The 25,331-nt window shown below is 59.1% G+C and carries 22 protein-coding genes, 1 pseudogene and 1 riboswitch; of the genes and pseudogenes, 11 read left to right on the top strand and 12 right to left on the bottom strand.

Going from position 1 to position 25,331, the window contains the following annotated elements; translation table 11 throughout:
* Window positions 1-60 precede the first annotated feature (60 nt).
* Genes ACN1C3_RS20360 through ACN1C3_RS20350 form a run of 3 tightly spaced genes read left to right on the top strand, consistent with a single transcriptional unit; the run spans window position 61 to window position 2,624 of the window.
* Entirely contained in the window at window positions 61-1,317 is a 1,257-nt protein-coding gene (locus tag ACN1C3_RS20360; protein WP_419117560.1) for a D-amino acid dehydrogenase, read from the top strand.
* 27 nt (window positions 1,318-1,344) lie between these two features.
* Complete coding sequence (locus tag ACN1C3_RS20355) at window positions 1,345-1,695, top strand: RidA family protein (protein ID WP_419117559.1); 351 nt, start codon at window positions 1,345-1,347, stop codon at window positions 1,693-1,695.
* A 26-nt stretch (window positions 1,696-1,721) separates the two neighbouring features.
* Window positions 1,722-2,624: a transporter substrate-binding domain-containing protein gene (locus ACN1C3_RS20350; RefSeq protein ID WP_419117558.1), complete on the top strand. Its 903-nt coding sequence runs from the start codon at window positions 1,722-1,724 to the stop codon at window positions 2,622-2,624.
* Window positions 2,625-2,760: 136 nt separating this feature from the next.
* On the opposite strand, the gene ACN1C3_RS20345 is transcribed toward ACN1C3_RS20350, so the two are convergent.
* Window positions 2,761-3,480, bottom strand: a complete 720-nt coding sequence (locus ACN1C3_RS20345; protein WP_419117557.1) for a 16S rRNA (uracil(1498)-N(3))-methyltransferase — start codon at window positions 3,478-3,480, stop codon at window positions 2,761-2,763.
* A 144-nt stretch (window positions 3,481-3,624) separates the two neighbouring features.
* A complete protein-coding gene (locus ACN1C3_RS20340) occupies window positions 3,625-5,031 on the bottom strand; it encodes an adenosylmethionine--8-amino-7-oxononanoate transaminase (protein WP_419117556.1) in 1,407 nt (468 codons plus the stop codon).
* Window positions 5,032-5,253: 222 nt separating this feature from the next.
* Here ACN1C3_RS20340 and ACN1C3_RS20335 point away from each other — a divergent pair, with 222 nt between their 5' ends.
* The 4 genes from ACN1C3_RS20335 to ACN1C3_RS20320 all read left to right on the top strand — a co-directional run bounded on the left by ACN1C3_RS20335 (window position 5,254) and on the right by ACN1C3_RS20320 (window position 9,492).
* The gene (locus ACN1C3_RS20335) at window positions 5,254-7,044 is read left to right on the top strand and encodes a flavin monoamine oxidase family protein (RefSeq protein WP_419117555.1); all 1,791 of its coding nucleotides are present in this window, start codon (window positions 5,254-5,256) and stop codon (window positions 7,042-7,044) included.
* 221 nt (window positions 7,045-7,265) lie between these two features.
* Window positions 7,266-7,817: a cytochrome b gene (locus ACN1C3_RS20330; RefSeq protein WP_419117554.1), complete on the top strand. Its 552-nt coding sequence runs from the start codon at window positions 7,266-7,268 to the stop codon at window positions 7,815-7,817.
* A 32-nt stretch (window positions 7,818-7,849) separates the two neighbouring features.
* Window positions 7,850-8,431 carry a YceI family protein gene (locus ACN1C3_RS20325; protein ID WP_419117553.1) on the top strand — a complete coding sequence of 194 codons (582 nt, stop codon included), beginning with the start codon at window positions 7,850-7,852 and terminating at the stop codon, window positions 8,429-8,431.
* A 461-nt stretch (window positions 8,432-8,892) separates the two neighbouring features.
* Window positions 8,893-9,492, top strand: a complete 600-nt coding sequence (locus ACN1C3_RS20320; RefSeq protein WP_419117654.1) for a YceI family protein — start codon at window positions 8,893-8,895, stop codon at window positions 9,490-9,492.
* A gap of 65 nt (window positions 9,493-9,557) precedes the next feature.
* Here the strand turns inward: ACN1C3_RS20320 and ACN1C3_RS20315 are convergent, their stop codons facing one another.
* The 4 genes from ACN1C3_RS20315 to ahcY all read right to left on the bottom strand — a co-directional run bounded on the left by ACN1C3_RS20315 (window position 9,558) and on the right by ahcY (window position 15,111).
* Entirely contained in the window at window positions 9,558-11,444 is a 1,887-nt protein-coding gene (locus tag ACN1C3_RS20315; protein WP_419117552.1) for a DEAD/DEAH box helicase, read from the bottom strand.
* 225 nt (window positions 11,445-11,669) lie between these two features.
* Window positions 11,670-12,485 carry a substrate-binding periplasmic protein gene (locus ACN1C3_RS20310; protein WP_419117551.1) on the bottom strand — a complete coding sequence of 272 codons (816 nt, stop codon included), beginning with the start codon at window positions 12,483-12,485 and terminating at the stop codon, window positions 11,670-11,672.
* 166 nt (window positions 12,486-12,651) lie between these two features.
* Window positions 12,652-13,497 (bottom strand): methylenetetrahydrofolate reductase [NAD(P)H], encoded by an 846-nt coding sequence (gene metF / locus ACN1C3_RS20305; protein WP_419117550.1) that lies wholly within the window; start codon window positions 13,495-13,497, stop codon window positions 12,652-12,654.
* A 204-nt stretch (window positions 13,498-13,701) separates the two neighbouring features.
* Window positions 13,702-15,111 carry an adenosylhomocysteinase gene (gene ahcY, locus ACN1C3_RS20300; protein WP_419117549.1) on the bottom strand — a complete coding sequence of 470 codons (1,410 nt, stop codon included), beginning with the start codon at window positions 15,109-15,111 and terminating at the stop codon, window positions 13,702-13,704.
* Between the two features lie 23 nt (window positions 15,112-15,134).
* A riboswitch (S-adenosyl-L-homocysteine riboswitch) is annotated at window positions 15,135-15,241 on the bottom strand.
* Between the two features lie 197 nt (window positions 15,242-15,438).
* Between ahcY and ACN1C3_RS20295 the strand changes: the two genes are divergently transcribed.
* Window positions 15,439-15,843, top strand: coding sequence for an acyl-CoA thioesterase (locus ACN1C3_RS20295; protein ID WP_419117548.1), 405 nt, complete (start codon window positions 15,439-15,441; stop codon window positions 15,841-15,843).
* Between the two features lie 177 nt (window positions 15,844-16,020).
* Here ACN1C3_RS20295 and ACN1C3_RS20290 read toward each other — a convergent pair whose 3' ends face one another.
* Entirely contained in the window at window positions 16,021-17,190 is a 1,170-nt protein-coding gene (locus ACN1C3_RS20290) for an MFS transporter (protein WP_419117547.1), read from the bottom strand.
* A 197-nt stretch (window positions 17,191-17,387) separates the two neighbouring features.
* Here ACN1C3_RS20290 and ACN1C3_RS20285 point away from each other — a divergent pair, with 197 nt between their 5' ends.
* Entirely contained in the window at window positions 17,388-18,221 is an 834-nt protein-coding gene (locus ACN1C3_RS20285; RefSeq protein ID WP_419117546.1) for an EamA family transporter, read from the top strand.
* A gap of 36 nt (window positions 18,222-18,257) precedes the next feature.
* On the top strand, window positions 18,258-18,644 hold the full coding sequence (locus ACN1C3_RS20280; protein ID WP_419117545.1) for an MAPEG family protein: 387 nt from the start codon (window positions 18,258-18,260) through the stop codon (window positions 18,642-18,644).
* 47 nt (window positions 18,645-18,691) lie between these two features.
* Here ACN1C3_RS20280 and ACN1C3_RS20275 read toward each other — a convergent pair whose 3' ends face one another.
* Window positions 18,692-19,864 (bottom strand): murein transglycosylase A, encoded by a 1,173-nt coding sequence (locus tag ACN1C3_RS20275; protein WP_419117544.1) that lies wholly within the window; start codon window positions 19,862-19,864, stop codon window positions 18,692-18,694.
* A gap of 128 nt (window positions 19,865-19,992) precedes the next feature.
* Here ACN1C3_RS20275 and ACN1C3_RS20270 point away from each other — a divergent pair, with 128 nt between their 5' ends.
* A complete protein-coding gene (locus ACN1C3_RS20270; RefSeq protein WP_419117543.1) occupies window positions 19,993-20,442 on the top strand; it encodes a c-type cytochrome in 450 nt (149 codons plus the stop codon).
* A 60-nt stretch (window positions 20,443-20,502) separates the two neighbouring features.
* Here the strand turns inward: ACN1C3_RS20270 and ACN1C3_RS20265 are convergent, their stop codons facing one another.
* The 4 genes and pseudogenes from ACN1C3_RS20265 to ACN1C3_RS20250 form a co-directional block, all read right to left on the bottom strand.
* A complete protein-coding gene (locus ACN1C3_RS20265; RefSeq protein WP_419117542.1) occupies window positions 20,503-20,898 on the bottom strand; it encodes a DUF1090 domain-containing protein in 396 nt (131 codons plus the stop codon).
* Between the two features lie 90 nt (window positions 20,899-20,988).
* Window positions 20,989-22,694, bottom strand: a pseudogene (gene ligB, locus ACN1C3_RS20260) (NAD-dependent DNA ligase LigB).
* 201 nt (window positions 22,695-22,895) lie between these two features.
* A complete protein-coding gene (metK, locus tag ACN1C3_RS20255; protein ID WP_419117541.1) occupies window positions 22,896-24,086 on the bottom strand; it encodes a methionine adenosyltransferase in 1,191 nt (396 codons plus the stop codon).
* A gap of 17 nt (window positions 24,087-24,103) precedes the next feature.
* Window positions 24,104-25,099 carry an ArsR/SmtB family transcription factor gene (locus tag ACN1C3_RS20250; protein ID WP_419117540.1) on the bottom strand — a complete coding sequence of 332 codons (996 nt, stop codon included), beginning with the start codon at window positions 25,097-25,099 and terminating at the stop codon, window positions 24,104-24,106.
* Between the last annotated feature and the right edge of the window lie 232 nt (window positions 25,100-25,331).

Genomic DNA, 25,331 nt, shown 5'->3' with positions numbered 1-25,331 from the left:
TTCCGCGCCTGTCACCTGGTCCTAACCTCAAGCACGTTTCAATCACGGCTAAGGACTGACATGGCTCAGCGAGTTTGCATCATCGGTGGTGGCGTGATCGGGTTGGCAACCGCCTACGCGCTGGTTCGCGACGGTTTTGACGTCACCTTGGTCGAAGCTCGGGACTCGCTGGGCAGCGAAACCAGTTTCGCCAATGGCGGCCAACTCTCTTATCGCTACGTCGCGCCACTGGCCGATGCCGGCGTGCCGTTGCAGGCGATCGGCTGGATGCTGCGCGGTGATTCGCCTTTGAAGCTGCGCCCGCGTTTCGACCCGGCACAGTGGCGCTGGATGGCATCGTTCCTGGGCGCATGCCGCACGTCAGTGAACCGCAAGAACGCCGGTCATCTGTTGCGTCTGGCGTCGTTGAGCCAAGTGACGCTGCAACGCTGGCGGGACGAGGACCGTCTCGACGGTTTCAACTGGCGGCGCAATGGCAAGCTGGTGACCTTCCGCGAGTCGGGCAGTTTTGCGCACGCACGGCGATATCTCGCCGATACCGTTCACCAGCACGTCCTGTCCCAGGCCGACTGCGCACAACTTGAGCCGGCGCTGAGCGGAGCGCCTTTTGTCGGCGCGATTTACACCCCGAACGAAGAGGTCGGTGACTGCCACGCCTTCTGCCAGCAACTGGCCGCGAGGCTGAAAGCGTCGGGTCGCTGCGAGTTTCTGCTGGGCCGTTCGGTGACGGGTATTCGACATGCGCACGGCGCGGTGCAGGCCATCGAGCTAGGTAAGGAAAAGCTGGGTAATGAAGTCCTGCCGGTCGAGCAACTGGTGATCGCCGCCGGTCATCGCAGCCCGGCCTTGGCGCTGCCCGGCGTGCATGTGCCGCTTTATCCCCTGAAGGGTTACAGCCTCACCGTGCCGATTGGTGCGCAACATCGCGCGCCGGACATCAGCGTCACCGATTACGACCGCAAGATCGTTTACGCGCGCATCGGCCAGCAATTGCGGATAGCCGCGATGGTCGACATCGTCGGTTTCGATCCGGCCCTTGAGCCAAAACGTTTGGCGTTGATGAAACGCCAGGCCTGCGGGACTTTCCCGAATGCCGGGGACTACGACGCGGCCATCGAATGGGCCGGCATGCGTCCGGCCACGCCCAGTGGCGTGCCGCTAATCGGTGGCAGCGGCTATCGTAATCTTTGGCTCAACCTCGGTCATGGCGCCCTGGGCTTCACGCTGGCCTGTGGCAGTGGACGGCTGCTCAGCGAGTTGATTAGCCAACGCAGCACCTCGATCGATATGCAGGGCCTCGTACCCCGTACCGCCTGACACCTCATTCATTAGAAGGAAAACCCCATGACCATCAATCGAATCAACAGCAATGACCGACTCTCCGCTGCCGTGACCTTCGGGGACCTGGTATTCCTTTCCGGCCAAGTGCCGGGCGCCAGTACCGAAGTGAGTGGCCAGACCCGCGAGGTGCTGGACAAGATCGACGCCTTGTTGGCCGAGGCGGGCAGCGACAAGGATCATCTGCTCAGCGCGACCATTTACCTGAAGGATATTCAGAACGATTTCCCCGCGATGAATGAGGTGTGGTCGGCCTGGCTATCGCCGGGTCAGGCGCCGACTCGCACGACCGTGCAAGCCGAACTGGCGCGGCCTGAAGTCCTGGTGGAAATCACCGTCATCGCGGCTCGCCGCTAATCCCACACCCACAACGGAAGATAACAATGCAAAAAATCACGTTGATCGGCTGCACTCTGAGTCTCCTGCTCAGCGCCCAATTGCAGGCCTCGCAAGCGCCGCTGACGGGTACGCTGAGCAAGATCGCGAATGCCAAAAGTATTACCTTGGGCTATCGCGATGCATCAGTGCCGTTTTCCTATGTAGGCGACAACTCTGGCCAACCCATGGGCTACTCGGTGGACTTGGCGAGCAAAATCGTCGAGCGGATCCGGCTCAAACTCGATCTGCCGCAGCTCAACGTGAACTACAACCTGGTGACCTCGCAGACACGGATCCCGCTGGTGCAAAACGGTACCATCGACCTGGAGTGCGGCTCCACCGGCGTCACCGCCGAACGGCAGAAGCAGGTGGCGTTTTCTTACGGGTTTATTTATGTGAAGGGCCAACTGCTGACCGCCAAGGACAGCGGCATCAACAGCTTCGCCGACTTGCGCGGCAAGAACGTGGTGACCACCGCCGGCACCACCAACGAACGCTTCCTCAAAAACTATAACGCCGAGCACAAGATCGACATGTTCGTGATCAGCGCCAAGGATCACGGCGAAGCCTTCCAGATGCTGCAAACGGGCCGGGCCGCAGCGTTTTATATGGATGATGCGCTGCTGTATGGCGAACGCGCCAAAGCCCGCGATCCGCATAATTGGGTCGTGGTAGGGGAAGAACAATCACGGGAAATCTACAGCTGCATGGTGCGCAAGGATGACCCGCAGTTCCTTGAACTGGTGAACGGGACCTTGGCTGACCTGTATCGCTCAGGTGAAATCAACGGCATCTATCAGCGCTGGTTCGAACAACCTATCCCGCCCAAAGGGCTGAACCTGGAATTCCCGATGACCAGTGAACTGAAAGCAATCATCGCCAAACCGGTGAGTGATCCGGTGCAGTAACCGCGTCGTAGATCGGCAGATCGTTCCCACGCTCTGCGTGGGAATGCAGCCCGTGACACTCTGCGTCACAAGAGCGGACGCAGAGCGTCCATTGAGGCATTCCCACGCGGAGCGTGGGAACGATCAAATAGTACGGTTAGAAATCCCCCCACAACTGCTGCGCAACCGCCAACGCCACCACCGGCGCGGTCTCGGTCCGCAACACTCGCGGACCAAGGCGTGCGGAATGGAAACCAGCGTCTTGAGCCAGATCGACCTCAGCGTCGGACAACCCGCCTTCCGGACCGATCAAGAACGCCAACGTCGCCGGTTTGGCATGGCTGACCAGTGGCTCGGCCACGGGGTGCAGCACCAGCTTCAACTCGGCTTCGGCCTGTTTCAGCCAATCGGCCAACAGCAGTGGTGGATGAATGACCGGCACCCGCGAACGCCCGCATTGCTCGCACGCGCTGATGGCGACCTGGCGCCAGTGCATCAGGCGCTTGTCGGCGCGTTCGTCCTTGAGGCGAACTTCGCAGCGGTCGCTGAAGATCGGGGTGATCTCAGTGACGCCCAGCTCGGTGGCTTTCTGAATCGCCCAATCCATCCGCTCACCACGGGACAGGCCTTGGCCCAGGTGAATCTGCAGCGGTGATTCGATCTGCCCGGCGAAGTGCTCATCCAACTGGACCACCACGCGCTTTTTGCCGACTTCCAGCAGCTTGCCGCGAAACTCAAACCCTGAGCCGTCGAACACTTGCAATGCATCGCCCTCGGCCATGCGCAGCACACGGCTGATGTAATGCGCCTGGGCCTCCGGCAGTTCGTGTTCGCCGAGGCTCAAAGGGGCATCGATAAAGAAGCGGGACAGTCTCATCTTGGATCTCTGGAAGTTTTCCGATCGTTCCCACGCTCTGCGTGGTAACGCCTCTCTGGACGCTCTGCGTCCGCTGTTGTGACGCGGAGCGTCACGGGCTGCATTCCCACGCAGAGCGTGGGAATGATCAGTGCATCAGCGGTATCAACCCGGATCACGAAAATCCGGATGGAAGTTCGCCGGTACCGCCACGCTGATGTCACTGCGCGTGGCGATATCAATCCCTTCACTGGCCACTTCGGCCAGGAAGTCGATCTGCTCCGGGGTGATGACATACGGCGGCAGGAAATACACCACGCTGCCCAATGGCCTCAGCAAAGCGCCGCGCTCCAGCGCATGCTGGAACACCTTGAGTCCACGACGTTCCTGCCACGGATAGGCGGTCTTGCTGGCCTTGTCCTGAACCATCTCGATGGCCAGCACCATGCCGGTTTGACGCACTTCCGACACATGAGGGTGATCGACCAGATGCGCGGTCGAGCTGGCCATGCGCTGGGCGAGGGCCTTGTTGTTCTCGATCACATTGTCTTGTTCGAAGATATCCAGGGTCGCCAACGCCGCCGCACAGGCCAGCGGATTGCCAGTGTAGCTGTGGGAATGCAGGAACGCGCGCAGGGTTGGATAGTCGTCGTAGAAGGCGCTGTAGACATCTTCGGTGGTCACGCACGCCGCCAGCGGCAGATAGCCGCCGGTCAGGGCTTTGGATAGGCAGAGGAAGTCCGGGCGGATACCGGCCTGTTCACAGGCGAACATCGTCCCGGTCCGGCCGAAGCCGACAGCGATTTCGTCATGAATCAGGTGCACGCCGTAGCGGTCGCAGGCTGCACGCAGCAATTGCAGGTACACCGGGTGATACATGCGCATGCCGCCAGCGCCCTGGATCAGCGGCTCGACGATCACCGCCGCGACAGTGTCGTGGTTCTCGGCCAGGGTTTGCTCCATGGCGGCAAACATGTTGCGCGAGTGTTCTTCCCAGCTCATGCCTTCCGGGCGCAGGTAGCAATCCGGGCTCGGCACTTTGATGGTGTCCAGCAACAGCGCCTTGTAGGTCTCGGTGAACAATGGCACATCGCCCACCGACATCGCGGCCATGGTTTCGCCGTGGTAGCTGTTGGTCAGGGTGACGAAGCGCTTCTTGTTCGGCTGGCCACGGTTGAGCCAGTAATGAAAGCTCATTTTCAGCGCGACTTCGATGCAGGACGAACCGTTATCGGCGTAGAAGCACCGGGTCAGGCCTTCCGGGGTCATCTTCACCAGGCGTTCGGACAGCTCGATCACCGGTTGATGGCTGAAGCCGGCCAGAATCACGTGCTCAAGCTGATCGACCTGATCCTTGATGCGCTGATTGATCCGCGGATTAGCGTGACCGAACACGTTGACCCACCAGGAACTGACCGCATCGAGATAACGTTTGCCTTCGAAGTCTTCCAGCCAGACGCCTTCACCGCGCTTGATCGGGATCAACGGCAGTTGTTCGTGGTCTTTCATCTGGGTGCAGGGATGCCACAAAACCGCGAGATCGCGTTGCATCCACTGATTATTCAGGCCCATTTTCACTCTCCTCGAGGCGGCTCGCGACGTGCGCGTGCAAACAATCGCGCAAGCCTATGCAATGCCAGTCCTTGGGACAACCCATTGTGTCGTTTCAGCTACTCTTACCGGGACAATAGGCGCCGCTGGCGGGCATTTGATGCCTGACGTATCCTGCGCGGCTCTTTGAGTCGTCGGGCTCGATAATCCGACACTTTCTTGTTTTATTCCGGAGTTCGCTGAATGTCTGCTGGTTGGCTGCGCGCCTGTGCGCTGGTGATAATAGGGCTGTTCAGCGTCTCGGCGCTGGCAAAGGACAAACAACCCACAGCGATCGTGATCGGTGGTGGGTTGTCGGGTCTGACAGCCGCGTACGAGCTGCAGAACAAAGGCTGGCAGGTCACGCTGCTGGAAGCCAAACCGAGCATGGGTGGCCGTTCGGGCATGGCCACCAGCGAGTGGATCGGCAACAACAAAACCCAGCCAGTGCTGAACAAGTACATCGAGACCTTCAAGCTCGGCACCTCGCCGGCTCCGGAATTCGTCCGTACTCCCGGCTACCTGATCGACGGTGAGTACTTCTCCGCAGCCGATCTGGCGACCAAACAGCCAGCGACTGCCGATGCGCTCAAGCGCTACGAAAAGACCCTGGATGACCTGGCGCGCTCCATCGATGACCCGCTGAATCCGGCGGGAAACAGCACGCTGTTCGCTCTCGACCAGATCAACGTTGCCAACTGGCTGGACCGCCTGCAATTGCCAGCCACGGCGCGTCAGCTGGTTAATCAGGAGATTCGTAGTCGCTACGACGAACCATCGCGTTTGTCGCTGCTGTACTTCGCACAGCAGAGCCGGGTTTATCGTGGCGTTGCCGATCGCGATCTGCGGGCCTCGCGTCTGCTCGGTGGCAGCCCGGTGCTGGCGCAGGCCTTCATCAAACAGCTAAAAACCATCAAGACCAGTTCACCGGTTTCGGCCATTACCCAGGATAAGGATGGTGTCACCGTCAAGGTCGATACCGTTAGCTACCAGGCCGACTACGTGGTGTTGGCAGTGCCATTGCGCGCACTGAGCAAGATTCAGATGACGCCATCGCTGGACGCTTTGCACCAGAATGCAATCAAGGGCACCAACTACGGCTGGCGCGACCAGATCATGCTGAAGTTCAAGACCCCGGTCTGGGAAAGCAAGGCACGGATGTCCGGTGAGATCTACAGCAACACAGGCTTGGGCATGTTGTGGATCGAGCCGGCTCTGAAGGGTGGCGCCAACGTGGTGATCAACCTGTCCGGCGACAACGCACGGATCATGCAGGCCTTCGGCGACAAACAGATGGTCGATCAGGTATTGATCCGCCTGCACGCGTTTTATCCACAGGCTCGTGGCGCATTTACCGGCTATGAAATCCGCCGCTACAGCACCGACCCATCCACTGGCGGTGCGTACCTGGCCTTCGGCCCAGGCCAGATCAGCAAATACTGGCGTTTGTGGGAACGTCCGCTGCAACGCGTAGCCTTTGCCGGTGAACACACCGACACCCTGTACCCAGGCACCCTTGAAGGCGCTCTGCGCACCGGTCAGCGTGCGGCCAGCCAAGTCGAAGACCTGGCGGCAGGCAAATCCGTTGATCCTGCGAAAGTGGTTCCGGTTGCAGCCGCTGCTGCGGTGGGTGCGGCAGGTGCGGGCGCGGCGAAAGCCAGTCAGGGGAATTTCTTCTCCAATCTGTTCGGTGGTTCGGACAAAACCCCGGCCAAACCGGTAGAGCCTGTTGCACCAGTCGCTCCAGCACCAGCGCCAGCTCCTGAGCCCGTTGCGGCTCCAGCGCCGGTTGAACAACCAAAACCCGTTGTAGCGGTGAAAGCCGAGCCTGTGAAAAAGGCACCGGCCAAAGCTGCGACGAAAAAGCCAGCGACGAAAACCGAGGCCAAGAAAGCCCCGGTCAAGACTGTAGCGAAGAAGGCTCCTGCCAAAGTTGCGCCGGCGAAAAAGCCTGCGGCAACCGCTCCGGCACTGACTGACGCCAAAGCTCAGTAACTTGCGCTAAAAAGCGCGGCGTTTACGCCGCGCTTTTTTTATGGCTGGCAGAAAGAGATTTCCGCCTCACATCCTGCTACACATTTGTCGTTAATCTTTCCTTAACCAACTCCTCTCAGACTCTCTTGATCGTATTTCTCGATATTTCAAAGCGAAATTTTCCGCTTTAATTCGATAGGTAAATCGATAGTCTTGGGCGCAGTTCTCACAGGATTCAGGCAATGCAGCTACGTAACTCTTCATCCCGCTACGGCTGGGTCAGCATTATGTTGCACTGGGGTGTGGCGCTGGCGGTCTTCGGCTTGTTTGCTTTGGGCTTGTGGATGGTCGGTCTCGACTACTACAGCACCTGGCGCAAGGAAGCCCCAGATCTGCATAAAAGCATCGGCCTGACGCTGTTCGCGGTCATGTTGCTGCGCATGCTATGGCGCTTTATCAGCCCGCCACCGCCCGCACTGGCCAGCTATGGGCGTTTGACCCGGCTCGGCGCCACGCTCGGTCATGGGTTTCTCTATTTCAGCTTGTTCGCAGTGATGATCGCCGGTTACTTGATTTCCACCGCCGACGGTGTCGGGATTCCGGTGTTTGGTCTGTTCGAAATTCCTGCGCTGATTTCCGGTCTTACCGATCAGGCTGATGTGGCGGGTGCCGTGCATTTGTATCTGGCCTGGGTGTTGGTGGTTTTTTCCGGCCTGCATGCCCTGGCTGCCTTGAAACACCACTTTATAGATCGTGATGCGACCCTGAGCCGAATGCTGGGGCGCAAAGCCTGATGTTCAACCTTGACTCAAAAGGAATAGAAAACATGTTGAAAAAGACTCTCGCCGCTCTGGCAATCGGTACTGCCTTGTTGTCTGCAGGTCAGGCGATGGCCGCGGACTACAAGATCGACAAAGAAGGCAATCACGCTTTCGTCAACTTTAAGATCAGCCACCTGGGCTTCAGCTACATCTACGGTAGCTTCAAGGACTGGGATGGGACCTTCAGCTACGACGCAAAAAATCCTGAAGCCAGCAAAATCAACGTTGTGCTGAAAACCGCCAGCGTCGATACCAACCACGCCGAACGGGACAAGCACATCCGCACTCCGGATTTCCTCGATGCAGCGAAATTCCCGGAAGCGAAATTCGTGTCGACTTCGGTTAAATCGACTGGCGCTGACACTGCTGACGTGACTGGCGACCTGACCCTGCACGGCGTGACCAAACCCGTGGTCATCGCTGCTCGTTTCCTGGGCGAAGGCAAGGATCCGTGGGGCGGCTACCGCGCAGGCTTTGAAGGCACTACCACCATCAAGCTGAAAGACTTCGAGATTCAGAAAGACCTGGGTCCAAAAACCCAGGAGCTGGCACTGATCATCTCGTTTGAAGGTGTTCAGGCGAAATAATTTTCGCGGCTTACACAAAAACGCCCCCGATCTCGCGATCGGGGGCGTTTTTTTGCGCCGAACAATTAAACAAACGACGCGAAACTAGTGTGGGGCTTGCTCGCGGTGCACGCGCCGCGGTTTATCTGAATCACCGCGGGGATGCCATCGAGTGGGTTTTGAGCGGCGGGGCTTCCATCCCATCCGAACGCTCAGACATAACTAAAGCTGTATTCCTACATCTTGTCCTAAGACGTCATTAATCCTTTCTTAACTCGCTACCCTTAATATTCATATCGTATTTTGAGATGTTTGTAGTGCATTTTTATTGATTTTATATAGCAGTTAATTCGATGGTTTTTGGCTCATCTGCATTTTGACTGGGGTGGTGGGCCTTCATGGTCTGGTTGCGCTGGAACACCATCTTATTGCCCATGATGCGATCCTGGTTCGAATGCCGGGACGTCACAAGGAATGAAAATATGTTGAAAAAGATGTTGGCTGCTGCTTTAGCTATTGGTCCTGCTATGTTGTCTGCTGGTCAGGTGATGGCTGCTGATTATGTGATCGACAAGGAAGGTCAGCATGCCTTTGTCGACTTCAAGGTCAGCCACTTGGGCTACAGCTTCATCACCGGTACCTTCAGAGACCTCGACGGCAAGTTCAGCTTCGACGCTGACAAAGTTGAAGACAGTAAGATCGAAGTGAACGTGCGCACTGCCAGTTTGTTCAGCAATCACGCCGAGCGCGACAAGCATATCGGTGATAAAGAGTTCCTCAATGTTCGCCAGTTCCCTAACGCCAGGTTTGTCTCTACCAGCGTCGAATCCACCGGTAAGAATGCCGCAGGCAAGCAAACCGCAGATGTGACGGGTGACCTGATCCTGAGTGGTGTCACCAAATCGGTGGTGGTCAAGGCCATCTTTCTGGGTGAAGGCAAGGATCCTTGGGGTGGCTACCGTGCTGGCTTCGAAGGCACCACCATTATCAGTCGTGAGGATTTCGCCCAGACTGGGAGGTTGGCCCCAGAATCCCGCCTTGTTGAGCTGTACATTACATTCGAAGGGGTCAAGGCAAAATAATAATGCAGCTCACATAAAAACGCCCCCGATCGTGAGATCGGGGGCGTTTTTGTTAGCGGGAGAAATCAGCGATTGCGGGTCAGCAATGCTGGTTTCTCACCACGCGGACGGCTTGGCAGCTGATCGAGTTGCTCAGGTGTCGGGAAGCGATCGCTTTTGGACTCCTTGTGCATGATCTTCGGCTGGTTCTCGCGCGGGTTTTGAACGGCGGGTTCCTGACGTGGCTGCTGATCGTCACGTGCCGGGCGGCGGTTGCGTGGCTCTTCGCGACGGGCCTGACCGTCACGTGGAGCACCGCTACGCGGGCCGTTACGCTTGGCGGGCGGGGTGCCAGTGCTGGCGCCGCTGCCATTGCGCGGAGCGCTTGGGCGACCCGGGCCACCGCTGCGTGGCGCAGAAGTACCGGCCGGAGCCCCGCTGCCCTGAGCTGGAGCGCCTGGACGGCGGCCACGGCCCTGAGGTGCTTTCTGCTGCGGGACGTAATCGACGCGGTTACCGAAGTTGTCTACGTCGTCGTCCAGAAACTCGTCCGGTGCACGATCAGCTGCTGCGCGTGGAGCCGAAGCCGACTGACGCTGTTCGCGGGCCGGAGTGCCTTCACGCGGCTTCTGCTCGCGAGCTGGGCGATCGGAGCGAGCGGCTGCTGCTGGCTTCTCTTTACCGCCCTTGTCCTTGCCTTTGTCTTTACGACCACCGCCGCCACCGCTGCCGTTCGGGCCGTCACCACGTGGACCGCGCGGCGTATTGCGCGGGTTACGCACATCCGGACGTTCGCGGACTTCAGGCTTCTCGGCTTCTACGGCACTGGAGTCAAAACCCATCAGGTCGCCATCGGCGATTTTCTGCTTGGTCATGCGCTCGATGCTTTTCAGCAGTTTTTCTTCATCCGGAGCCACCAGCGAGATCGCCTCGCCCGAACGACCGGCGCGGCCAGTACGGCCGATCCGGTGAACATAGTCTTCGTCGACATTCGGCAGTTCGAAGTTGACGACGTGTGGCAGCTGGTCGATATCCAGGCCGCGAGCGGCGATATCGGTGGCGACCAGGATCCGCACTTCACCGGCCTTGAAGTCGGCCAGGGCTTTGGTGCGGGCGTTCTGGCTCTTGTTGCCGTGGATGGCGACAGCGGTGAGGCCGTGCTTGTCCAGGTATTCGGCCAGACGGTTGGCGCCGTGCTTGGTGCGGGTGAAGACCAGAACCTGTTCCCAGGCGCCGGCAGTAATCAGGTGCGCCAGCAGCGAACGCTTGTGGCTGGCAGCCAGGCGGAACACCCGTTGCTCGATACGCTCGACCGTAGTGTTCGGTGGCGTGACTTCGATGCGCTCTGGGTTGTGCAACAACTTCCCTGCCAAGGCGGTGATGTCGTTGGAGAAGGTCGCGGAGAACAGCAGGTTCTGACGCTTGGCTGGCAAACGTGCCAGGACCTTTTTCACGTCATGGACAAAGCCCATGTCGAGCATCCGGTCGGCTTCGTCCAGCACGAGGATTTCAACGTGGGACAGGTCGACGCTGCCTTGGCCGGCGAGGTCGAGCAAGCGGCCGGGGCAGGCCACCAGCACGTCAACACCACGGGACATGGCCTGAACCTGTGGGTTCATGCCGACGCCGCCGAAGATGCAGGCGCTGACGAACTTCAAGTCACGGGCATAGACCTTGAAGCTCTCGTGCACTTGAGCAGCGAGTTCGCGGGTCGGGGTCAGGACCAGTACGCGCGGTTGGCGCGGGCCGTGACGCTGGGATTTGTCCGGGTGACCATTGGGGAACAACCGCTCCAGAATCGGAAGGGCGAAGCCGCCGGTTTTACCAGTACCTGTCTGTGCCGCGACCATCAAATCGCGACCTTGCAACACGGCGGGAATGGCCCGCTGTTGCACCGGAGTAGGCTCGGTATAGCCCGCTGCCTCGATGGCGCGGACTAAAGCCTCGGAGAGACCGAGGGAAGCAAAGGACATGAGTAATCCTGTTTTAGTTAGGGCTTGGCCCAAAGGGATAGTCTTGCCTGGCGCGAATGGCGTTTAAGAGGACGCAATCCCGTCCGGTCCTGCTTGGGTCTTGAAGGCTCATCTGCAAGTGCTCGCGCGGGCCTGGGGCTGCGCTGTAGCGTTGTCGAGATGCCTTTTACAAGACCAAGCGTCCGGGCGTGAGCCTGGCGGGAAGGCCGGAGTATAACAGAGCAATCAGCGCGCGCTGCTTTCCTGCTGCTCAACGGTTTTTGCCGGGCTTTCTGACGGCGTCTCTTGGTGGGCTGCGATGGTCCCGTTGCCAGCATACCGGGCGCTGAGCGCGGCGTACGCCGGTTCACGCTTGAAACGCTTGAGTTCGGCACCGAAGCGCTGCACCAGCAAGTCCATGCCAGCGTTGCGCCGAAGCGCCAGAAACTGGTTATTGCTGCTGATCACCGTGGGGTTTTCGCTGATCTGGTCGCGTAAATGCAATTCATCGAGCAAGTACTGGCCAACCCGGCGATCAGTGATCAGCAGGTCGATGCGGCCGCGCACCAGTTTGCCGAAGTTGGCTTCGTGGCTGGGCGCCGGCTCGTGCTTGAACAGCGTCGACTCGCTGAAATCCTGACTGTACATATAGCCCGGCGACGTCCCGACGGTCAGGCCGCGCAGGTCGTCGAGGGTGCGAAAGGGGTGAGGGCGGTCATTAGCGTAGAACAGCACGAACTGCACCTGCGACAGTGGCTCACTGGGATAAAGCAGTGTGCTGTCGCGTTCGTCACTGTGAAAAATATCCAGTGCGCCGTCGGCCTGACCTTGCTCCAGCATGGCCAGGCAACGCTTCCAGGGCAGGAACTGCCAATCCACCTCGATCCCCAGGCGCTGGAAAACGATGGCCGTGGTTTCGTAGTCCAGCCCACGATACTGACCATTTTCCTCGTACACATAGGGCGCCCAGGGTTCGGTGACAATGCGCAGCTTCTCGCCCCGGGCGGTAAGGCTCAGGCAAGTGAAAAGAAGGACTGTCAGCAACTGCGCGATAAGTGGCATGGCTTGAGATTACGACGAGAAACCGTAAAGAGCCAGAAACTGGATCCAGAAGCTCTGGTTCGGGCGTTAAAAGCAAAAGATCGCAGCCTTCGGTAGCGCCTGCGCGGAGGTTCATATTCCGGTGTAGGAGCTGCCGCGGGCTGCGATCTTTTGACCTTGCTGTTACTTAGCGTGGCAGTTTCAGGTTGTTCCAGACCGCCAGGCTAGGCTCGGCCTGGTTCAGGGTATAGAAGTGCAACCCTGGTGCGCCGCCTTGCAGCAAGCGTTCGCACATCTGGGTGATGACCTGCTCACCGAATGCCTGAATGCTTTGGGTGTCGTCACCGTAGGCTTCCAGCTGTTTGCGGATCCAGCGTGGGATTTCCGCGCCGCAGGCATCGGAGAACCGCGCCAGCTTGCTGTAGTTGGTGATCGGCATGATGCCCGGCACGATCGGAATATTCACGCCCATCTGCCGCACGCGCTCGACGAAGTAGAAGTAGCTGTCGGCGTTGAAGAAGTACTGGGTGATCGCACTGTCGGCGCCGGCGTTGGCTTTGCGCACGAAATTGTTTAGATCGTCTTCGAAATTGCGCGCTTGCGGGTGCATTTCCGGGTAAGCGGCAACTTCAATGTGGAAGTGGTTGCCGGTTTCTTCACGAATGAAGCTCACCAGATCATTGGCGTGACGCAGTTCACCGCTGGCCATGCCCATGCCCGAAGGCAGGTCACCGCGCAGGGCAACGATACGGGTGATACCCGCCTTCTTGTACTGGCTCAGCAGGCTGCGCAGGTCATCCTTGCTATCGCCGACGCAGGACAAGTGCGGTGCGGCAGCAACTTTGACTTCGCTTTCGAGCTGCAGCACGGTGTTGAGCGTGCGATCACGGGTGGAACCACCGGCACCGTAGGTGCAGGAGAAGAAATCGGGGTTGTAACTGGCCAGCTGACGGGCAGTGGCGAGGAGCTTTTCATGCCCAGCATCGGTCTTGGTGGGGAAGAACTCGAAGCTGTAGCGACGGTCTTGGGACATGGGAATACCCTTGGAAACTCGTAAGCCTTGTAGGTGCCGCGCTTACTGTAGGAGTCGAGCTTGCTCGCGATGAGCCGGGGTCGCGCTCGACCAGCGCGGTATGTCAGAAATACCGCGGTGATGCTATCGCGAGCAAGCTCGGCTCCCACAAAAGCCAGCGCCTGCATAAGCCCGCCCCTTAGAAGGAGCGGGCAGCAGTGCCGATCAGTAGCGATAAGCGTGCGGCTTGAACGGGCCTTCGACGGTCACGCCGATATAGTCAGCCTGTTGCTTGGTCAGTTGAGTGACCACGCCACCGAAACCGCGGACCATTTCCAGGGCCACTTCTTCGTCGAGTTTTTTCGGCAGCACTTCAACGGTCAGGCGCTCGGCTTTTTGGGCTGGCGACAGATCGGCGTACTTCTGGCCGAACAGGAAGATTTGCGCCAGTACCTGGTTGGCGAACGAACCGTCCATGATCCGGCTTGGGTGGCCAGTGGCGTTGCCCAGGTTAACCAGACGGCCTTCGGCCAGCAGGATCAGGTAGTCGTCGTTCTGTGGGTCGAAATCGCCCGCGCCAGTACGGTGAACCTTGTGAACCTGTGGCTTCACTTCTTCCCATGCCCAGTTCTTGCGCATGAAAGCAGTGTCGATTTCGTTGTCGAAGTGGCCGATGTTGCAGACAACAGCGCGCTTCTTCAGGGCTTTGAGCATGTTCGAGTCGCAAACATTGACGTTGCCGGTTGTCGTCACGATCAGGTCGATCTTGCCCAGCAGTGCGGTGTCGATGCTGGCGGCGGTGCCGTCGTTGATCCCGTCGATGAACGGCGAAACCAGTTCGAAACCGTCCATGCAGGCTTGCATGGCGCAGATCGGGTCGACTTCGGAAACTTTAACGATCATGCCTTCCTGGCGCAGGGACTGCGAAGAGCCCTTGCCCACGTCGCCGTAGCCGATGACCAGCGCTTGCTTGCCGGACAGCAGGTGGTCGGTACCGCGCTTGATCGCATCGTTCAGGCTGTGACGGCAGCCGTACTTGTTGTCGTTCTTGCTCTTGGTCACCGAGTCGTTGACGTTGATGGCCGGGATTTTCAGCTCGCCCTTGGCCAGCATGTCCAGCAGGCGGTGAACGCCGGTGGTGGTTTCTTCGGTGACGCCGTGGACGCGGTCCAGGATCGCCGGGTACTTCTTGTGCAGCAGCTCGGTCAGGTCGCCGCCGTCGTCGAGGATCATGTTGGCATCCCAAGGCGCGCCATCCTTGAGGATGGTCTGCTCCAGGCACCACTCGTATTCTTCTTCAGTCTCGCCTTTCCAGGCAAAAACCGAGATGCCGGCAGCAGCGATAGCCGCAGCGGCCTGGTCTTGAGTCGAGAAAATGTTGCAGGACGACCAGCGTACTTCGGCACCCAGGGCAACCAGGGTTTCGATCAGCACGGCAGTCTGAATGGTCATGTGGATGCAGCCGAGGATTTTTGCGCCTTTGAGCGGTTGCTCGCCAGCGTACTTGCGACGCAGACCCATCAGAGCCGGCATTTCCGATTCGGCGATGATGGTTTCGCGACGGCCCCAGGCAGCCAGGGACATGTCGGCGACTTTGTAGTCGTTAAAATCTACAGGCGTGATGACAGCGCTCATGAAGAGCCTCCATTCGTTTTAAGTGCGAATGGGCGCCGTTGTGCGTTTAAGGCCTGACCGGATCATCCTGGTCTGACAACGCCCCATCCGAGCCTGACAGGTCGAACCTGCTGCAGCGCCCCTCGGACAGGTGGCGGGAAACGGTATCAAGTGAACGTTACCGTTTTGAAACGGTGGGGATTATAGCGGGCTATGCTGATCTTCCAAAGTGTTTCTGTTGGTCAATGTCCGAACGGTAATCGAGCCCATAGTCGATGCTCAATAGAGCTCTAGATCGGGCTCTGCCATGATGGCCAGCATCAATCGGCAAGACGGTCAGGAGTGAACATGAATTTCCACACCCGCAAATGGGTAAAACCCGAAGACCTCAACCCCAACGGCACGCTGTTCGGCGGCAGCCTGTTGCGCTGGATCGACGAAGAAGCGGCGATCTATGCCATCGTCCAGTTGGGCAACCAGCGCGTGGTCACCAAGTACATTTCCGAAATCAACTTTGTCAGCGCCTCGCGTCAGGGCGACATCATCGAACTGGGCATCACCGCCACCGAGTTTGGCCGCACCTCGATCACCCTGACCTGCGAAGTGCGTAACAAAATCACCCGCAAAAGCATCCTCACGGTCGAAAAAATGGTTTTCGTGAATCTCGGTGAAGACGGTTTGCCCGCCGCTCATGGCCGGACCGAGATTAAGTACGTGAAGGACCAGTTCAACGAAGACGGGATCGGCGAATAATCGCGGTCCCTGTGGCGAGGGAGCTTGCTCCCGCTCGGCCGCGGAGCGGTCGCAGATCGGTTAATGCGTTGTGTCTGACAAAACGCGGTTGCAGGTTTTAGGACCGCTACGCGATCCAGCGGGAGCAAGCTCCCTCGCCACAGAGTTTTGCTTCGTTGTGCAGATCCATCTAAAGGCTCAGCCGGACACATTCACCGCAGCCGCTTCGCGCCGTTGCAGATAGAGGAAGAACAGCGCAGTGAGCACGGTCAAGCCACTGACCAGCGCGCCGGTCCAGGGCAGGTCGGCGAGGTCGGCGCCGCTGGCGACTACCAATCCGCCGATCCAGGCGCCGGCGGCATTGCCAAGGTTGAAGGCGCTTTGGTTCAGGGTCGAGCCCAGATTTGGCGCTTCGTGAGCCTGGTCGATGATCAGCAATTGTAGAATCGGGCACAGGGCGAAGGCGAACACCCCCCACAACAGCAGCGTGATGGCCGCCGGGATTACCGAGTGGCTGGTCTGGCTGAACGCGGCCAGGACGATCACCACGGCCAACGCCATTCCCACCAGTGACGGCAGCAAGCGGCTGTCTGCCAAGCGACCGCCGAGCATGCTGCCGGCGGTGAGGCCGACACCGAACAACAGCAACATGATGGTGACGCCGTGGGGGCTGACGCCCGTGATGTCCTGCAGAATCGGCGCGATGTAAGTGAAGACGCTGAACAAGCTGGTGGACGCCAGCACGCTCATACCCAGTGCCAACAACACATTAGTCTTGCCGAGTACTTTGAACTCGCTGGCGAGGTTGGCTTTGTCCATGGCGATTTCCTTCGGCAGCCAGACCCACTGGGCAATGGCCGCAATCACACCGATCACCGACACCGCCCAGAAGGTCGAGCGCCAGCCAGCGTATTGCCCAAGCGCCGTGCCCAAAGGCACGCCGAGCACGTTAGCCAGAGTCAGACCGGTGAACATCATGGCAATTGCCTGAGCCCGTTTGTTCGGCGCCACCAGCCCGGCGGCGACCACCGAGCCGATGCCGAAGAACGCGCCGTGGCACAGCGCGGTGATCACCCGAGCGGCCATCAACGTGGCGTAGTCCGGCGCCAGTGCGCAGAGGATATTGCCGAGGATGAACATCAAGGTCATGCCCAGCAGGGTGGCTTTGCGCGGCATGTTGGCGGTGCCGATCGCCAGGATCGGTGCGCCGAACACCACGCCCAGGGCGTAGCCGGTGATCAGCAGGCCAGCATCGGGAATGCTGACGCCAAGGTCTCTGGCGACATCGGGCAGTAAGCCCATGATGACGAATTCAGTGGTGCCGATGCCGAAAGCGGCAACAGCCAATGCAAGCAAGGCGAGTGGCATGCGCAGGGTCTCTGTCTGTAGTCTTGACGCTCTGATCAGGCATACGCATGCCGGCTACCTTCTCCGTTGGAGTGGGCAGCAGCAAAAATTTATTGGAATAGGTATGTGCGCAACTGAGTGCGGCGTGGTCGGCCTCAGTATAAACAGCTGTTGATAGATGGCGAATCAATTCTCTTCATCCAGACAAGGAGTGTGCCGTGCTTGCGACGGCTCTGGTGTTGGTGGCCGCGCTGTTGCACGCGGCCTGGAATACCTTGATCAAATTCAGTGGCGAGCGCTTATTGGTGGTGGCTTGCATGGACAGCGTGGCGATGCTCTTTGTGGCGCTGATGCTGCCTTTCGTGTCCCTTCCTCCTGTCGAAATCTGGCCGTGGATCCTCGCTTCTGCGGCGTTCGAGCTGCTCTATCGTTACTTACTGATTCAGGCCTATCGAGTGGGCGATCTGGGGCTGGTGTATCCGTTGATGCGCGGACTGTCGCCATTGGTGGTGCTGGCCTTGACCCTGATCTTCGCCGGTGAAGTGCTGACGACCCAGCAGATCCTCGGGATTTTGCTGATCCCTTTCGGCATGCTCTGCCTGCTTTGGCAGGGCGGTGGCGGTGAGCGCTTGCCGTGGTCGATGCTGCCGGTGGTGGCATTGATCGGTCTGTGTATTGGTTGCTACACCTTCATCGATGGGCAGGCCTTGCGGCGTTGGTCGCACCCGCTGGATTACCTGGTGTGGGTGACGCTGTTCAGTGCCTGGCCGTTTCCCTTGTTGGCGCTGGTGCGTAAACGTCCCGCTTTCATGTTGTTCTGGCGCGAGCAGTGGCGGCTGGGGTTGAGCGTCGGCTTCTGCGTGCTGTTCAGCTACGCTTTGGTGCTATGGGCCATGCAGTTGGGCTCGATTGCCGAGGCGGCGGCATTGCGCGAGATCAGCGTGATTCTGGTGGTGCTGTTCGGGATGCGCTACTTGAAAGAACCTTTCGGCCGGCCGCGGCTCTTAGCCTGTGGGCTGGTATTGATCGGCATGCTCGTCATGAAGTTTTAGGCCGGACCTCAATAGAACTCTAAAAAGGATTCTGCAATGACCGTCGCATTCTGGTGTGTGTTGATCGCCATTTTACTTCCGTACCTGTGCGCCAGTGTTGCCAAGTACAGTGGCGGCAAATTCGGGTTTCGGGAGAACCATGATCCGCGGGCTTTTCTCGACAACCTCGAAGGGTTAGCCAAGCGCGCTCACTCCGCGCAGCTGAACAGCTTCGAAGTGACCCCGGCGTTTGCCGCAGGGGTGATCATTGCGCATATCGCCGACAACGCCGAGCTGGTGACCATCGATGTACTGGCGGTGTTGTTCATCACCAGTCGGCTGCTCTACATCATTTGCTACCTGGCGGATTGGGCGATGTTGCGTTCGCTGGTGTGGTTTGTGGGTTTGGCGCTTATTGCGAGTTTCTTTGTTGTTTCGGTGTAGAAGGATGGCGCAGTTTTCGTAGCAGCTACCGAAGGCTGCGTCAGCTGCTACGGGGTAGTCGGCGCATCCGGGACTTTGGGCAACGCCGCGCCCTTGGGCCACAACATCCAGATCTGCCCCTGCTGCTTCATGTCTCCTGCCAATTGCCCTGCTGAATCGCCGGTGCCCCAGAACAGATCCGCACGGACTTCGCCGGTAATGGCGCCGCCAGTGTCCTGAGCCGCCACCGGACGAACCAGCCCGGTGCCGTCGGGTCGTGTGGTCGATAACCACAGCAGGCTACCCAATGGAATCACCTTGCGGTCCACCGCAACGCTGTAGCCTGCGGTCAGCGGCACGTTGAGCGAGCCGCGCGGGCCTTCATTGCTGTCGGGGTTGCGATTGAAGAACACGTAGCTGGGGTTGCTGCCGAGCAGCTCGGGTATCCGCGTTGGGTTCGCCTTGGCCCAGGCGCTGATGGCGCCCATGGTCACGTCTTCTTTTTTCAGTTCGCCCTGGTCTACCAGCCAGCGACCGATAGGTCGATACGGGTGGCCGTTCTGATCGGCATAGCCGATGCGCAACTGACGGCCGTCTTCGAGTTGAATGCGGCCCGAGCCCTGGATCTGCAGAAATTGCAGATTCATCGGATCGGTCAGCCAGGCAATGACCGGTGCCTTGACGCCCTTGGTCTCAATGGCGGCTGCATCGTCATAGGGCTTGAGCACCCGACCTTCGAGCCGACCCCGCAAGCGTTTGCCTTTGAGCTCCGGGTAAATACTGTCGAGCGCTACGATGATCATGTCGTCGGGCACGCCATACACGGGCACCGTCGCTTGTGTGGTCTGGGCCAGGCTGCCCGGATACACCGGTTCGTAATAGCCGGTGATCAAACCGTTGCCGCTGCCATTGGCAGAGCGCAGGCCATAGACATCCAGATGCTCTTTGAGAAAACCACGGATATCGCCAGCTGTCTGCGGCACGTTGGCCGCCGCCGTGCAGGTAGTGGCCCAGATCGGGTCAGCCTTGAGTCGGGTGCAGGCGCTGCGCCAGGAGCCGAAACCGGCCAGCAAATCGTTGTCGGACACGGCGGGCAATGCATCCCAGGTCGCACTGGTGTAGGTGGCGACAGCATGTGTTTTCGGCTTTGTGTTATCGCCACCGGTGCAACCGGCAAGCAGGGCGACCATCGGTAGAGTCCAGGCCAGATTTCGACGCCAGGCCTTGAAATTGCTGTTCATACGGTACTTCCTTTGCCGGTTGTCCAAGCGCTTGAAGCGTTCAAACAACCCGTATTATTAATAGGGCTATTGGTCTTTGCGAATGACGCGAGGATACTGGCCGCCGTTTCCCGTGACCTGAAGCCGCCATGACTCTTAAAAGACTTTCTGTTGTATTGCTGGCCTGCCTGACGCTGTCCGCCTGCGGTGGTGTCGATCCGAACTCGCCATTGGGTCAGCGCAAGGCGATTTTCAAGCAAATGCTCAAGACCGGTGAAGACCTGGGCGGTATGTTGCGTGGGCGCATTCCCTTCGACGGGCCGCGTTTTGCCGAGGGAGCGGTGAAACTGGACAGCTTGTCCCATGAGCCGTGGAAGCATTTCCCACAGGTCAAAGAAGAAGATCACACCAGCGCCAAGGACAATGTCTGGCAGCAACAGGCGCGTTTTCAGGAACTGGCCCGCACGCTGGAAGCTGCCACCGGTGAACTGGTGATCGCCAGCAAGGTCCAGCCCTACAAGGCCAGTAACCTGGGCCCAGCGGTGCAAAAAGTCGAAGACGCCTGTAGTGCGTGTCATAAGCAGTTTCGTGATCATTGATCTTGCAGCTCAATAGATAACTCTGTGGCGCGGGAGCAAGCTCCCTCGCCACAAAGTTTCTTACTTATCCAGCTCGTTCAGTGCGTCCTGCAGTTCTTTGCGGGAGTTGGCGAGTTTGTCTTTGAGTTTGTTGATCTTCTCGGAATCGCCCTTTTTCATGGCTTTCTCGAGGTCGGTCTGACGACGACTGACTTCGTGCTTGGCATCGAGCACTTTGTTTTCTCGTTCTTTCTTCAAGGCCGCATCGGTGCAATGGGCAGTCACTTCGCTGAAGGCTTTTTCCAGGCCTGCCTGCTGATCGCTGTTGCCCTGAGCTTTAGCCTGTTCAATTTGGGTGCTGATGTCCTGACGTTTGGCCGCGCAGCCGGTGAGTTCAGGGATTTCTTCAGCGGCCAGCAGAGGAGCGGCCAGCAGGCTGCAAACGGTGAACAGGGCGAGCGGTGACAAAAATTTCATAAAGGCTCCGCGAAAAAAATCGCAATCAGATCGGCATGCAGGTGCGCCGTTGGCGCCCATCTGCACCCTTCGGGTTCAAAACTGCCGGGTCTAAAAGCCATCAATCCCGGCAGTGCGTAATTCTTCACTCAAGGCCAGTACCTGCGGGTCGCGGAAAAAAGCGCTCAATTGCGCGGCGCGTCCCGGGCCGATCCCGGCTTCGGTCTGCCATTGTTCGGTGCTTCTTGCTGCCAGTGACTGCCACGGGCCTGCGAGGCTGGCGTCAGCTGTCGACGGCAGGCCCAAGGCTTTCAGCCAGCGTTCAAAAGGGCGTTGCCTGGCGCTGTGTAAACTACTTAACAGGCGGGCGCTGCTGCGCTCGCCGAAGCCGTCAATGTTAGCAAGCTCTTGCGCATCGAGGGTCAACCAATCGAGCAGGCTGTTGATGCGCCCGGCGCTGATCAGTTTTTCCCAGGTGCCGGGGCCAATATGTTGCAACGCGAGTCCCTGTTTGCCACTGAGCCAAGTCAAGCGTGCCAGAAACTGGCTCTCACACCCCGGCACAGGCTGCCAGCAACTCAGGTGATGAAAGTCCCCCGCCCGTGGTACGACCACCTCCGGGCGATCCGCACTGCGCGAAACTACGCCGTCGAGGCGGGGGATGGTCAAGCCCGCGAGGCTGATTGCGACCTGATCACCCGGGCGAATATCCAGCGCTTGCCAGCGCTTGCCAGCGCTTGCCAGCGCTGCAGTGAGCTGACACTCACACGTTTGATCTGCCGGTCATCCAGCGCCACCGGTTTGAGTTCCAGCACCGGGGTGATTCGCCCGGTGCGACCGATCTTGAAATGTACTTTGCGCACTTCTGCCAACGTTTGGGCGAACGGGTATTTCCAGGCCGCGCTCCAATAGGGTGTTTTGGCCTGCCAGCGCTGCGCGGGTGGACGCTGACTCTGGCGCAGTACCACGCCATCGCTGGCAAACGGCAGGGGTGTGCGATACCAGTGCTCGCGCCATTGTTCGGCATCGGCGAAACCTGCAACTGGTTGGCTGTATTGCGTGCTCTGCACAAAACCCAGCGCCTTCAGGCCCTCCAGTCGTTCGGGCAGGGTGGCCGGGCCCTGCGGCCAGTCCCAGACGAACAATCCAATATCAGAAGCCTCGTCGGCGTTGAGTTCCTTGCGCGCCATCAGTCCGGCGACGGTACTGCGGGCATTGAGGCTGCCAGCTTTGGCCTGCACATGGTCGGTGAGGCGCCAATAGAGTTCGCCTTGAAGCAGCAGGTCCAGCGGCTTAGGCAGTTGTTTGGGAATAGCGTCGATTTTGCGAGCCGAGGCTGTCCAGTCTTGCCCGTGGAGACCGTCACCGCGGCTGATCGCCTGCTCCAGTTGGCCTTGGCGATATACCAGCGTCACTGCCACACCGTCGACTTTGGGCTGAGCCCATACGTCGTTGCGGCTCTTGAGCCAGGTTTCGACGGCTCGGCTGTCGGCGAGTTTTTCCAGGCCGGTATGCGGGACGGGATGGGCAATCGCACCCCGTGCCGTGCGCAAGGGATTGTCCAATGGTTCGTTAGTCAGGGGAAAACACGCACGCCATTGTGTGAGTCGGGCACGGGATTGATCGTAAAGATCGTCGGCGATCAGGGCGCGACCTTGCCGGTGGTAGTTATCGTCCCAGCGATCGATGTGTTGTTGGAGGATGCTGATTTCGTCCGCAGCGCGGGTGGGTGGCCAATCGGGGCAAGTATTCGCGTTGGCGTTCAGGTAATAGAGGGTCAGCCATAAGCCGATTAACAGACGCAGAGTGGGCAGCATCGTGAGCATCCTTGCTCGGGTTGGGGTGCTTAAGGCTAGGTCGGGATTGGCGATGGAGCGGGGCGGGTATTTTGCTGGGTGTGTCCGCCGCCAGGTAACGGGTCGCCATCTTTTTGGGCCGCGCTCCATCACAGGAATTACACGCATGAAAAAGCCCCGCAGGGCGAACCGTGCGGGGCTTTTGGTGCAGCTCAAGAGCGATTACAAACCGGCAGCAGCGCGCAGGGCGTCGGCGCGGTCGGTTTTTTCCCAGGTGAACGTGGTGAAGGTGTCGTCGCCGACAGTCTTCACTTCTGGCGTACGACCGAAGTGGCCGTAGGCTGCGGTTTCCTGGTACATCGGGTGCAGCAGGTCGAGCATGGTGGTGATCGCGTAGGGACGCAGATCGAAGCACTCGCGGACCAGGTTGATGATCTTCTCGTCGCTGATCTTGCCGGTGCCGAAGGTGTTCAACGAGATCGAAGTCGGTTGAGCGACACCGATAGCGTAGGAAACCTGAATCTCGCAACGCTCGGCCAGGCCGGCAGCGACGATATTCTTGGCCACGTAACGACCGGCGTAAGCGGCGGAGCGGTCAACCTTCGATGGATCTTTACCGGAGAACGCGCCACCACCATGACGAGCCATGCCGCCGTAGGTGTCGACGATGATCTTGCGACCGGTCAGGCCGCAGTCGCCCACTGGGCCACCGATGATGAAGTTGCCAGTCGGGTTGATGTGGAACTGGGTGTCTTTGTGCAGCAGTTCGGCTGGCAGCGCGTGCTTGACGATCAGCTCCATCACGCCTTCGCGCAGGTCTTTGTAAGACACTTCCGGGTTGTGCTGGGTCGACAGAACGACCGCGTCGATGCCCACCACCTTGCCGTTTTCGTAACGGCAAGTGACCTGGGATTTGGCGTCCGGACGCAGCCATGGCAGCAGGCCGGATTTGCGGGCTTCGGCCTGGCGATGCACCAACTGGTGAGAGAAGGTGATCGGCGCTGGCATCAGCACGTCGGTTTCGTTGCTGGCGTAGCCGAACATCAGGCCCTGGTCGCCAGCGCCTTGATCTTCTGGCTTGCTGCGGTCAACGCCCTGGGCGATGTCTACCGACTGCTTGCCGATGATGTTCATCACCGCGCAGGTTGCACCGTCGAAGCCGACGTCGGAGCTGTCGTAGCCGATGTCGATGATGACTTTACGGACGATGTCTTCGAGGTCAACCCAGGCCGAAGTGGTGACTTCGCCAGCGATGATCGCTACGCCGGTTTTCACCAGAGTCTCGCACGCCACACGGGCGAACTTGTCTTCAGCAATGATGGCGTCCAGCACCGCATCAGAAATCTGGTCGGCGATTTTGTCCGGATGCCCTTCAGACACGGACTCGGAGGTGAAAAGGGAGTATTCGCTCATCTCGATGTTTCCTGAGTTTACCGATGGTGAGTGTCGCCAGCCGGTCGCTGAAAGTGGCGGACCTGGATCTGGAAACCATTACGTAAGCCTACATAGAGGCTTTCCCCGGGAACGAGTCCCGCAGCGGTGGCCCAACGGGCCAAATCGTCCTGTTCAAAACCCAACCAAAGATCACCGCAGGCCTCCTTGGCCCAACTTTGGTTGTGGCTACACAACTCTGTCACTAACAGGCTACCGCCTGGTTGCAGCAATTTGGCCATGTGCTTGAGCGCATCGGCCGGTGCTGCGAAATGGTGCAGCACCATGTTCAGTACCACGCAATCGGCCTGAAGGCTCACGCCATTCAATGCATCGGCCAGTTGCAGGCTGACATTAGTCAGTGATTCACGTTCACAGACCTGGCGCGCTAGCTCGAGCATTGCCGGGCTGTTGTCCAGCGCCGTGACCTGGCTGAAACGTTGCGCCAGCTCTGGCAGAAAACCTCCGTCGCCAGGGCCGACTTCAATGGCTGTTGCGTCGTCGCTGAAACTCAACTTGTCGAGCAGCGCCAGCACGCTTTCGCGGTACTGCGCCAAGCCAGCGATCAAGTCTTGCTGGGCACGAAATTTCTCCGCGACCCGTGAGAAGAAGTCCTGGCTGGCCGCGGCCCGTTGCCCATGGACCTGAGCGATCCGTGACCGCACATCGGCGGGCAGGGTCAGGTTATCCACTTCATCGAGCAGGGCTGCGTGCAGCTTGCCGCCCAGCAACTCGGTGTGGGGCAGGGCGCGACGATAGAAAATCGCGTTGCCTTCACGGCGGGTCGCCACCAGGTCAGCCTGGGCCAACACCTTCAAATGGTGGCTCATGCCGGATTGGCCGATGGCGAAGATCTGCGCCAGTTCCAGCACGCCGAACGAATCGTTGGCCAGCGCGCGCAATACATTCAGTCGTAACGGATCGCCGCCGGCTTTGCACAGGGCAGCCAGCTCATCGGATTCGTCATGGCGAACGGAAGGCACGCGTAGGTTCATAGGGCTGGCAGTCTAGTGAGGGTCCGAAATCCTCGCAAGAGCAATATCAAAAAGTTTTGATATTGCTCGATAAATGGCACTTCCCGGGGGCGGGTTCACTCTGTAAACGAATAGCAGAATGGTTTCATCAAGAGATTGGGCGTTTATCCACAGGAAAAAGTCGCTTGAGTGACTATCTATCATTGCCCCAAGGCCGTCCGCTGGGGGAAAATGCTCGCCTTTTTTCCGTTTC

The sequence above is a fragment of the Pseudomonas sp. H11T01 genome (assembly GCF_048515765.1).
In the GTDB taxonomy this organism is placed as follows: domain Bacteria; phylum Pseudomonadota; class Gammaproteobacteria; order Pseudomonadales; family Pseudomonadaceae; genus Aquipseudomonas.
The sequence above is the reverse complement of the archived record's forward strand: the minus strand, read 5'-3'. Positions and strand labels throughout refer to the sequence as shown.

What these genes read in the sequence shown, in the direction of transcription:
- ACN1C3_RS20360 (WP_419117560.1), top strand. Translation starts at nt 61, where the DNA reads ATGGCTCAGCGAGTTTGCATCATCGGTGGTGGCGTGATCGGGTTGGCA.
- ACN1C3_RS20355 (WP_419117559.1), top strand. Translation starts at nt 1,345, where the DNA reads ATGACCATCAATCGAATCAACAGCAATGACCGACTCTCCGCTGCCGTG.
- ACN1C3_RS20350 (WP_419117558.1), top strand. Translation starts at nt 1,722, where the DNA reads ATGCAAAAAATCACGTTGATCGGCTGCACTCTGAGTCTCCTGCTCAGC.
- ACN1C3_RS20345 (WP_419117557.1), bottom strand. Translation starts at nt 3,480, where the DNA reads ATGAGACTGTCCCGCTTCTTTATCGATGCCCCTTTGAGCCTCGGCGAA.
- ACN1C3_RS20340 (WP_419117556.1), bottom strand. Translation starts at nt 5,031, where the DNA reads ATGGGCCTGAATAATCAGTGGATGCAACGCGATCTCGCGGTTTTGTGG.
- ACN1C3_RS20335 (WP_419117555.1), top strand. Translation starts at nt 5,254, where the DNA reads ATGTCTGCTGGTTGGCTGCGCGCCTGTGCGCTGGTGATAATAGGGCTG.
- ACN1C3_RS20330 (WP_419117554.1), top strand. Translation starts at nt 7,266, where the DNA reads ATGCAGCTACGTAACTCTTCATCCCGCTACGGCTGGGTCAGCATTATG.
- ACN1C3_RS20325 (WP_419117553.1), top strand. Translation starts at nt 7,850, where the DNA reads ATGTTGAAAAAGACTCTCGCCGCTCTGGCAATCGGTACTGCCTTGTTG.
- ACN1C3_RS20320 (WP_419117654.1), top strand. Translation starts at nt 8,893, where the DNA reads ATGTTGAAAAAGATGTTGGCTGCTGCTTTAGCTATTGGTCCTGCTATG.
- ACN1C3_RS20315 (WP_419117552.1), bottom strand. Translation starts at nt 11,444, where the DNA reads ATGTCCTTTGCTTCCCTCGGTCTCTCCGAGGCTTTAGTCCGCGCCATC.
- ACN1C3_RS20310 (WP_419117551.1), bottom strand. Translation starts at nt 12,485, where the DNA reads ATGCCACTTATCGCGCAGTTGCTGACAGTCCTTCTTTTCACTTGCCTG.
- metF (WP_419117550.1), bottom strand. Translation starts at nt 13,497, where the DNA reads ATGTCCCAAGACCGTCGCTACAGCTTCGAGTTCTTCCCCACCAAGACC.
- ahcY (WP_419117549.1), bottom strand. Translation starts at nt 15,111, where the DNA reads ATGAGCGCTGTCATCACGCCTGTAGATTTTAACGACTACAAAGTCGCC.
- ACN1C3_RS20295 (WP_419117548.1), top strand. Translation starts at nt 15,439, where the DNA reads ATGAATTTCCACACCCGCAAATGGGTAAAACCCGAAGACCTCAACCCC.
- ACN1C3_RS20290 (WP_419117547.1), bottom strand. Translation starts at nt 17,190, where the DNA reads ATGCCACTCGCCTTGCTTGCATTGGCTGTTGCCGCTTTCGGCATCGGC.
- ACN1C3_RS20280 (WP_419117545.1), top strand. Translation starts at nt 18,258, where the DNA reads ATGACCGTCGCATTCTGGTGTGTGTTGATCGCCATTTTACTTCCGTAC.
- ACN1C3_RS20275 (WP_419117544.1), bottom strand. Translation starts at nt 19,864, where the DNA reads ATGAACAGCAATTTCAAGGCCTGGCGTCGAAATCTGGCCTGGACTCTA.
- ACN1C3_RS20270 (WP_419117543.1), top strand. Translation starts at nt 19,993, where the DNA reads ATGACTCTTAAAAGACTTTCTGTTGTATTGCTGGCCTGCCTGACGCTG.
- ACN1C3_RS20265 (WP_419117542.1), bottom strand. Translation starts at nt 20,898, where the DNA reads ATGAAATTTTTGTCACCGCTCGCCCTGTTCACCGTTTGCAGCCTGCTG.
- metK (WP_419117541.1), bottom strand. Translation starts at nt 24,086, where the DNA reads ATGAGCGAATACTCCCTTTTCACCTCCGAGTCCGTGTCTGAAGGGCAT.
- ACN1C3_RS20250 (WP_419117540.1), bottom strand. Translation starts at nt 25,099, where the DNA reads ATGAACCTACGCGTGCCTTCCGTTCGCCATGACGAATCCGATGAGCTG.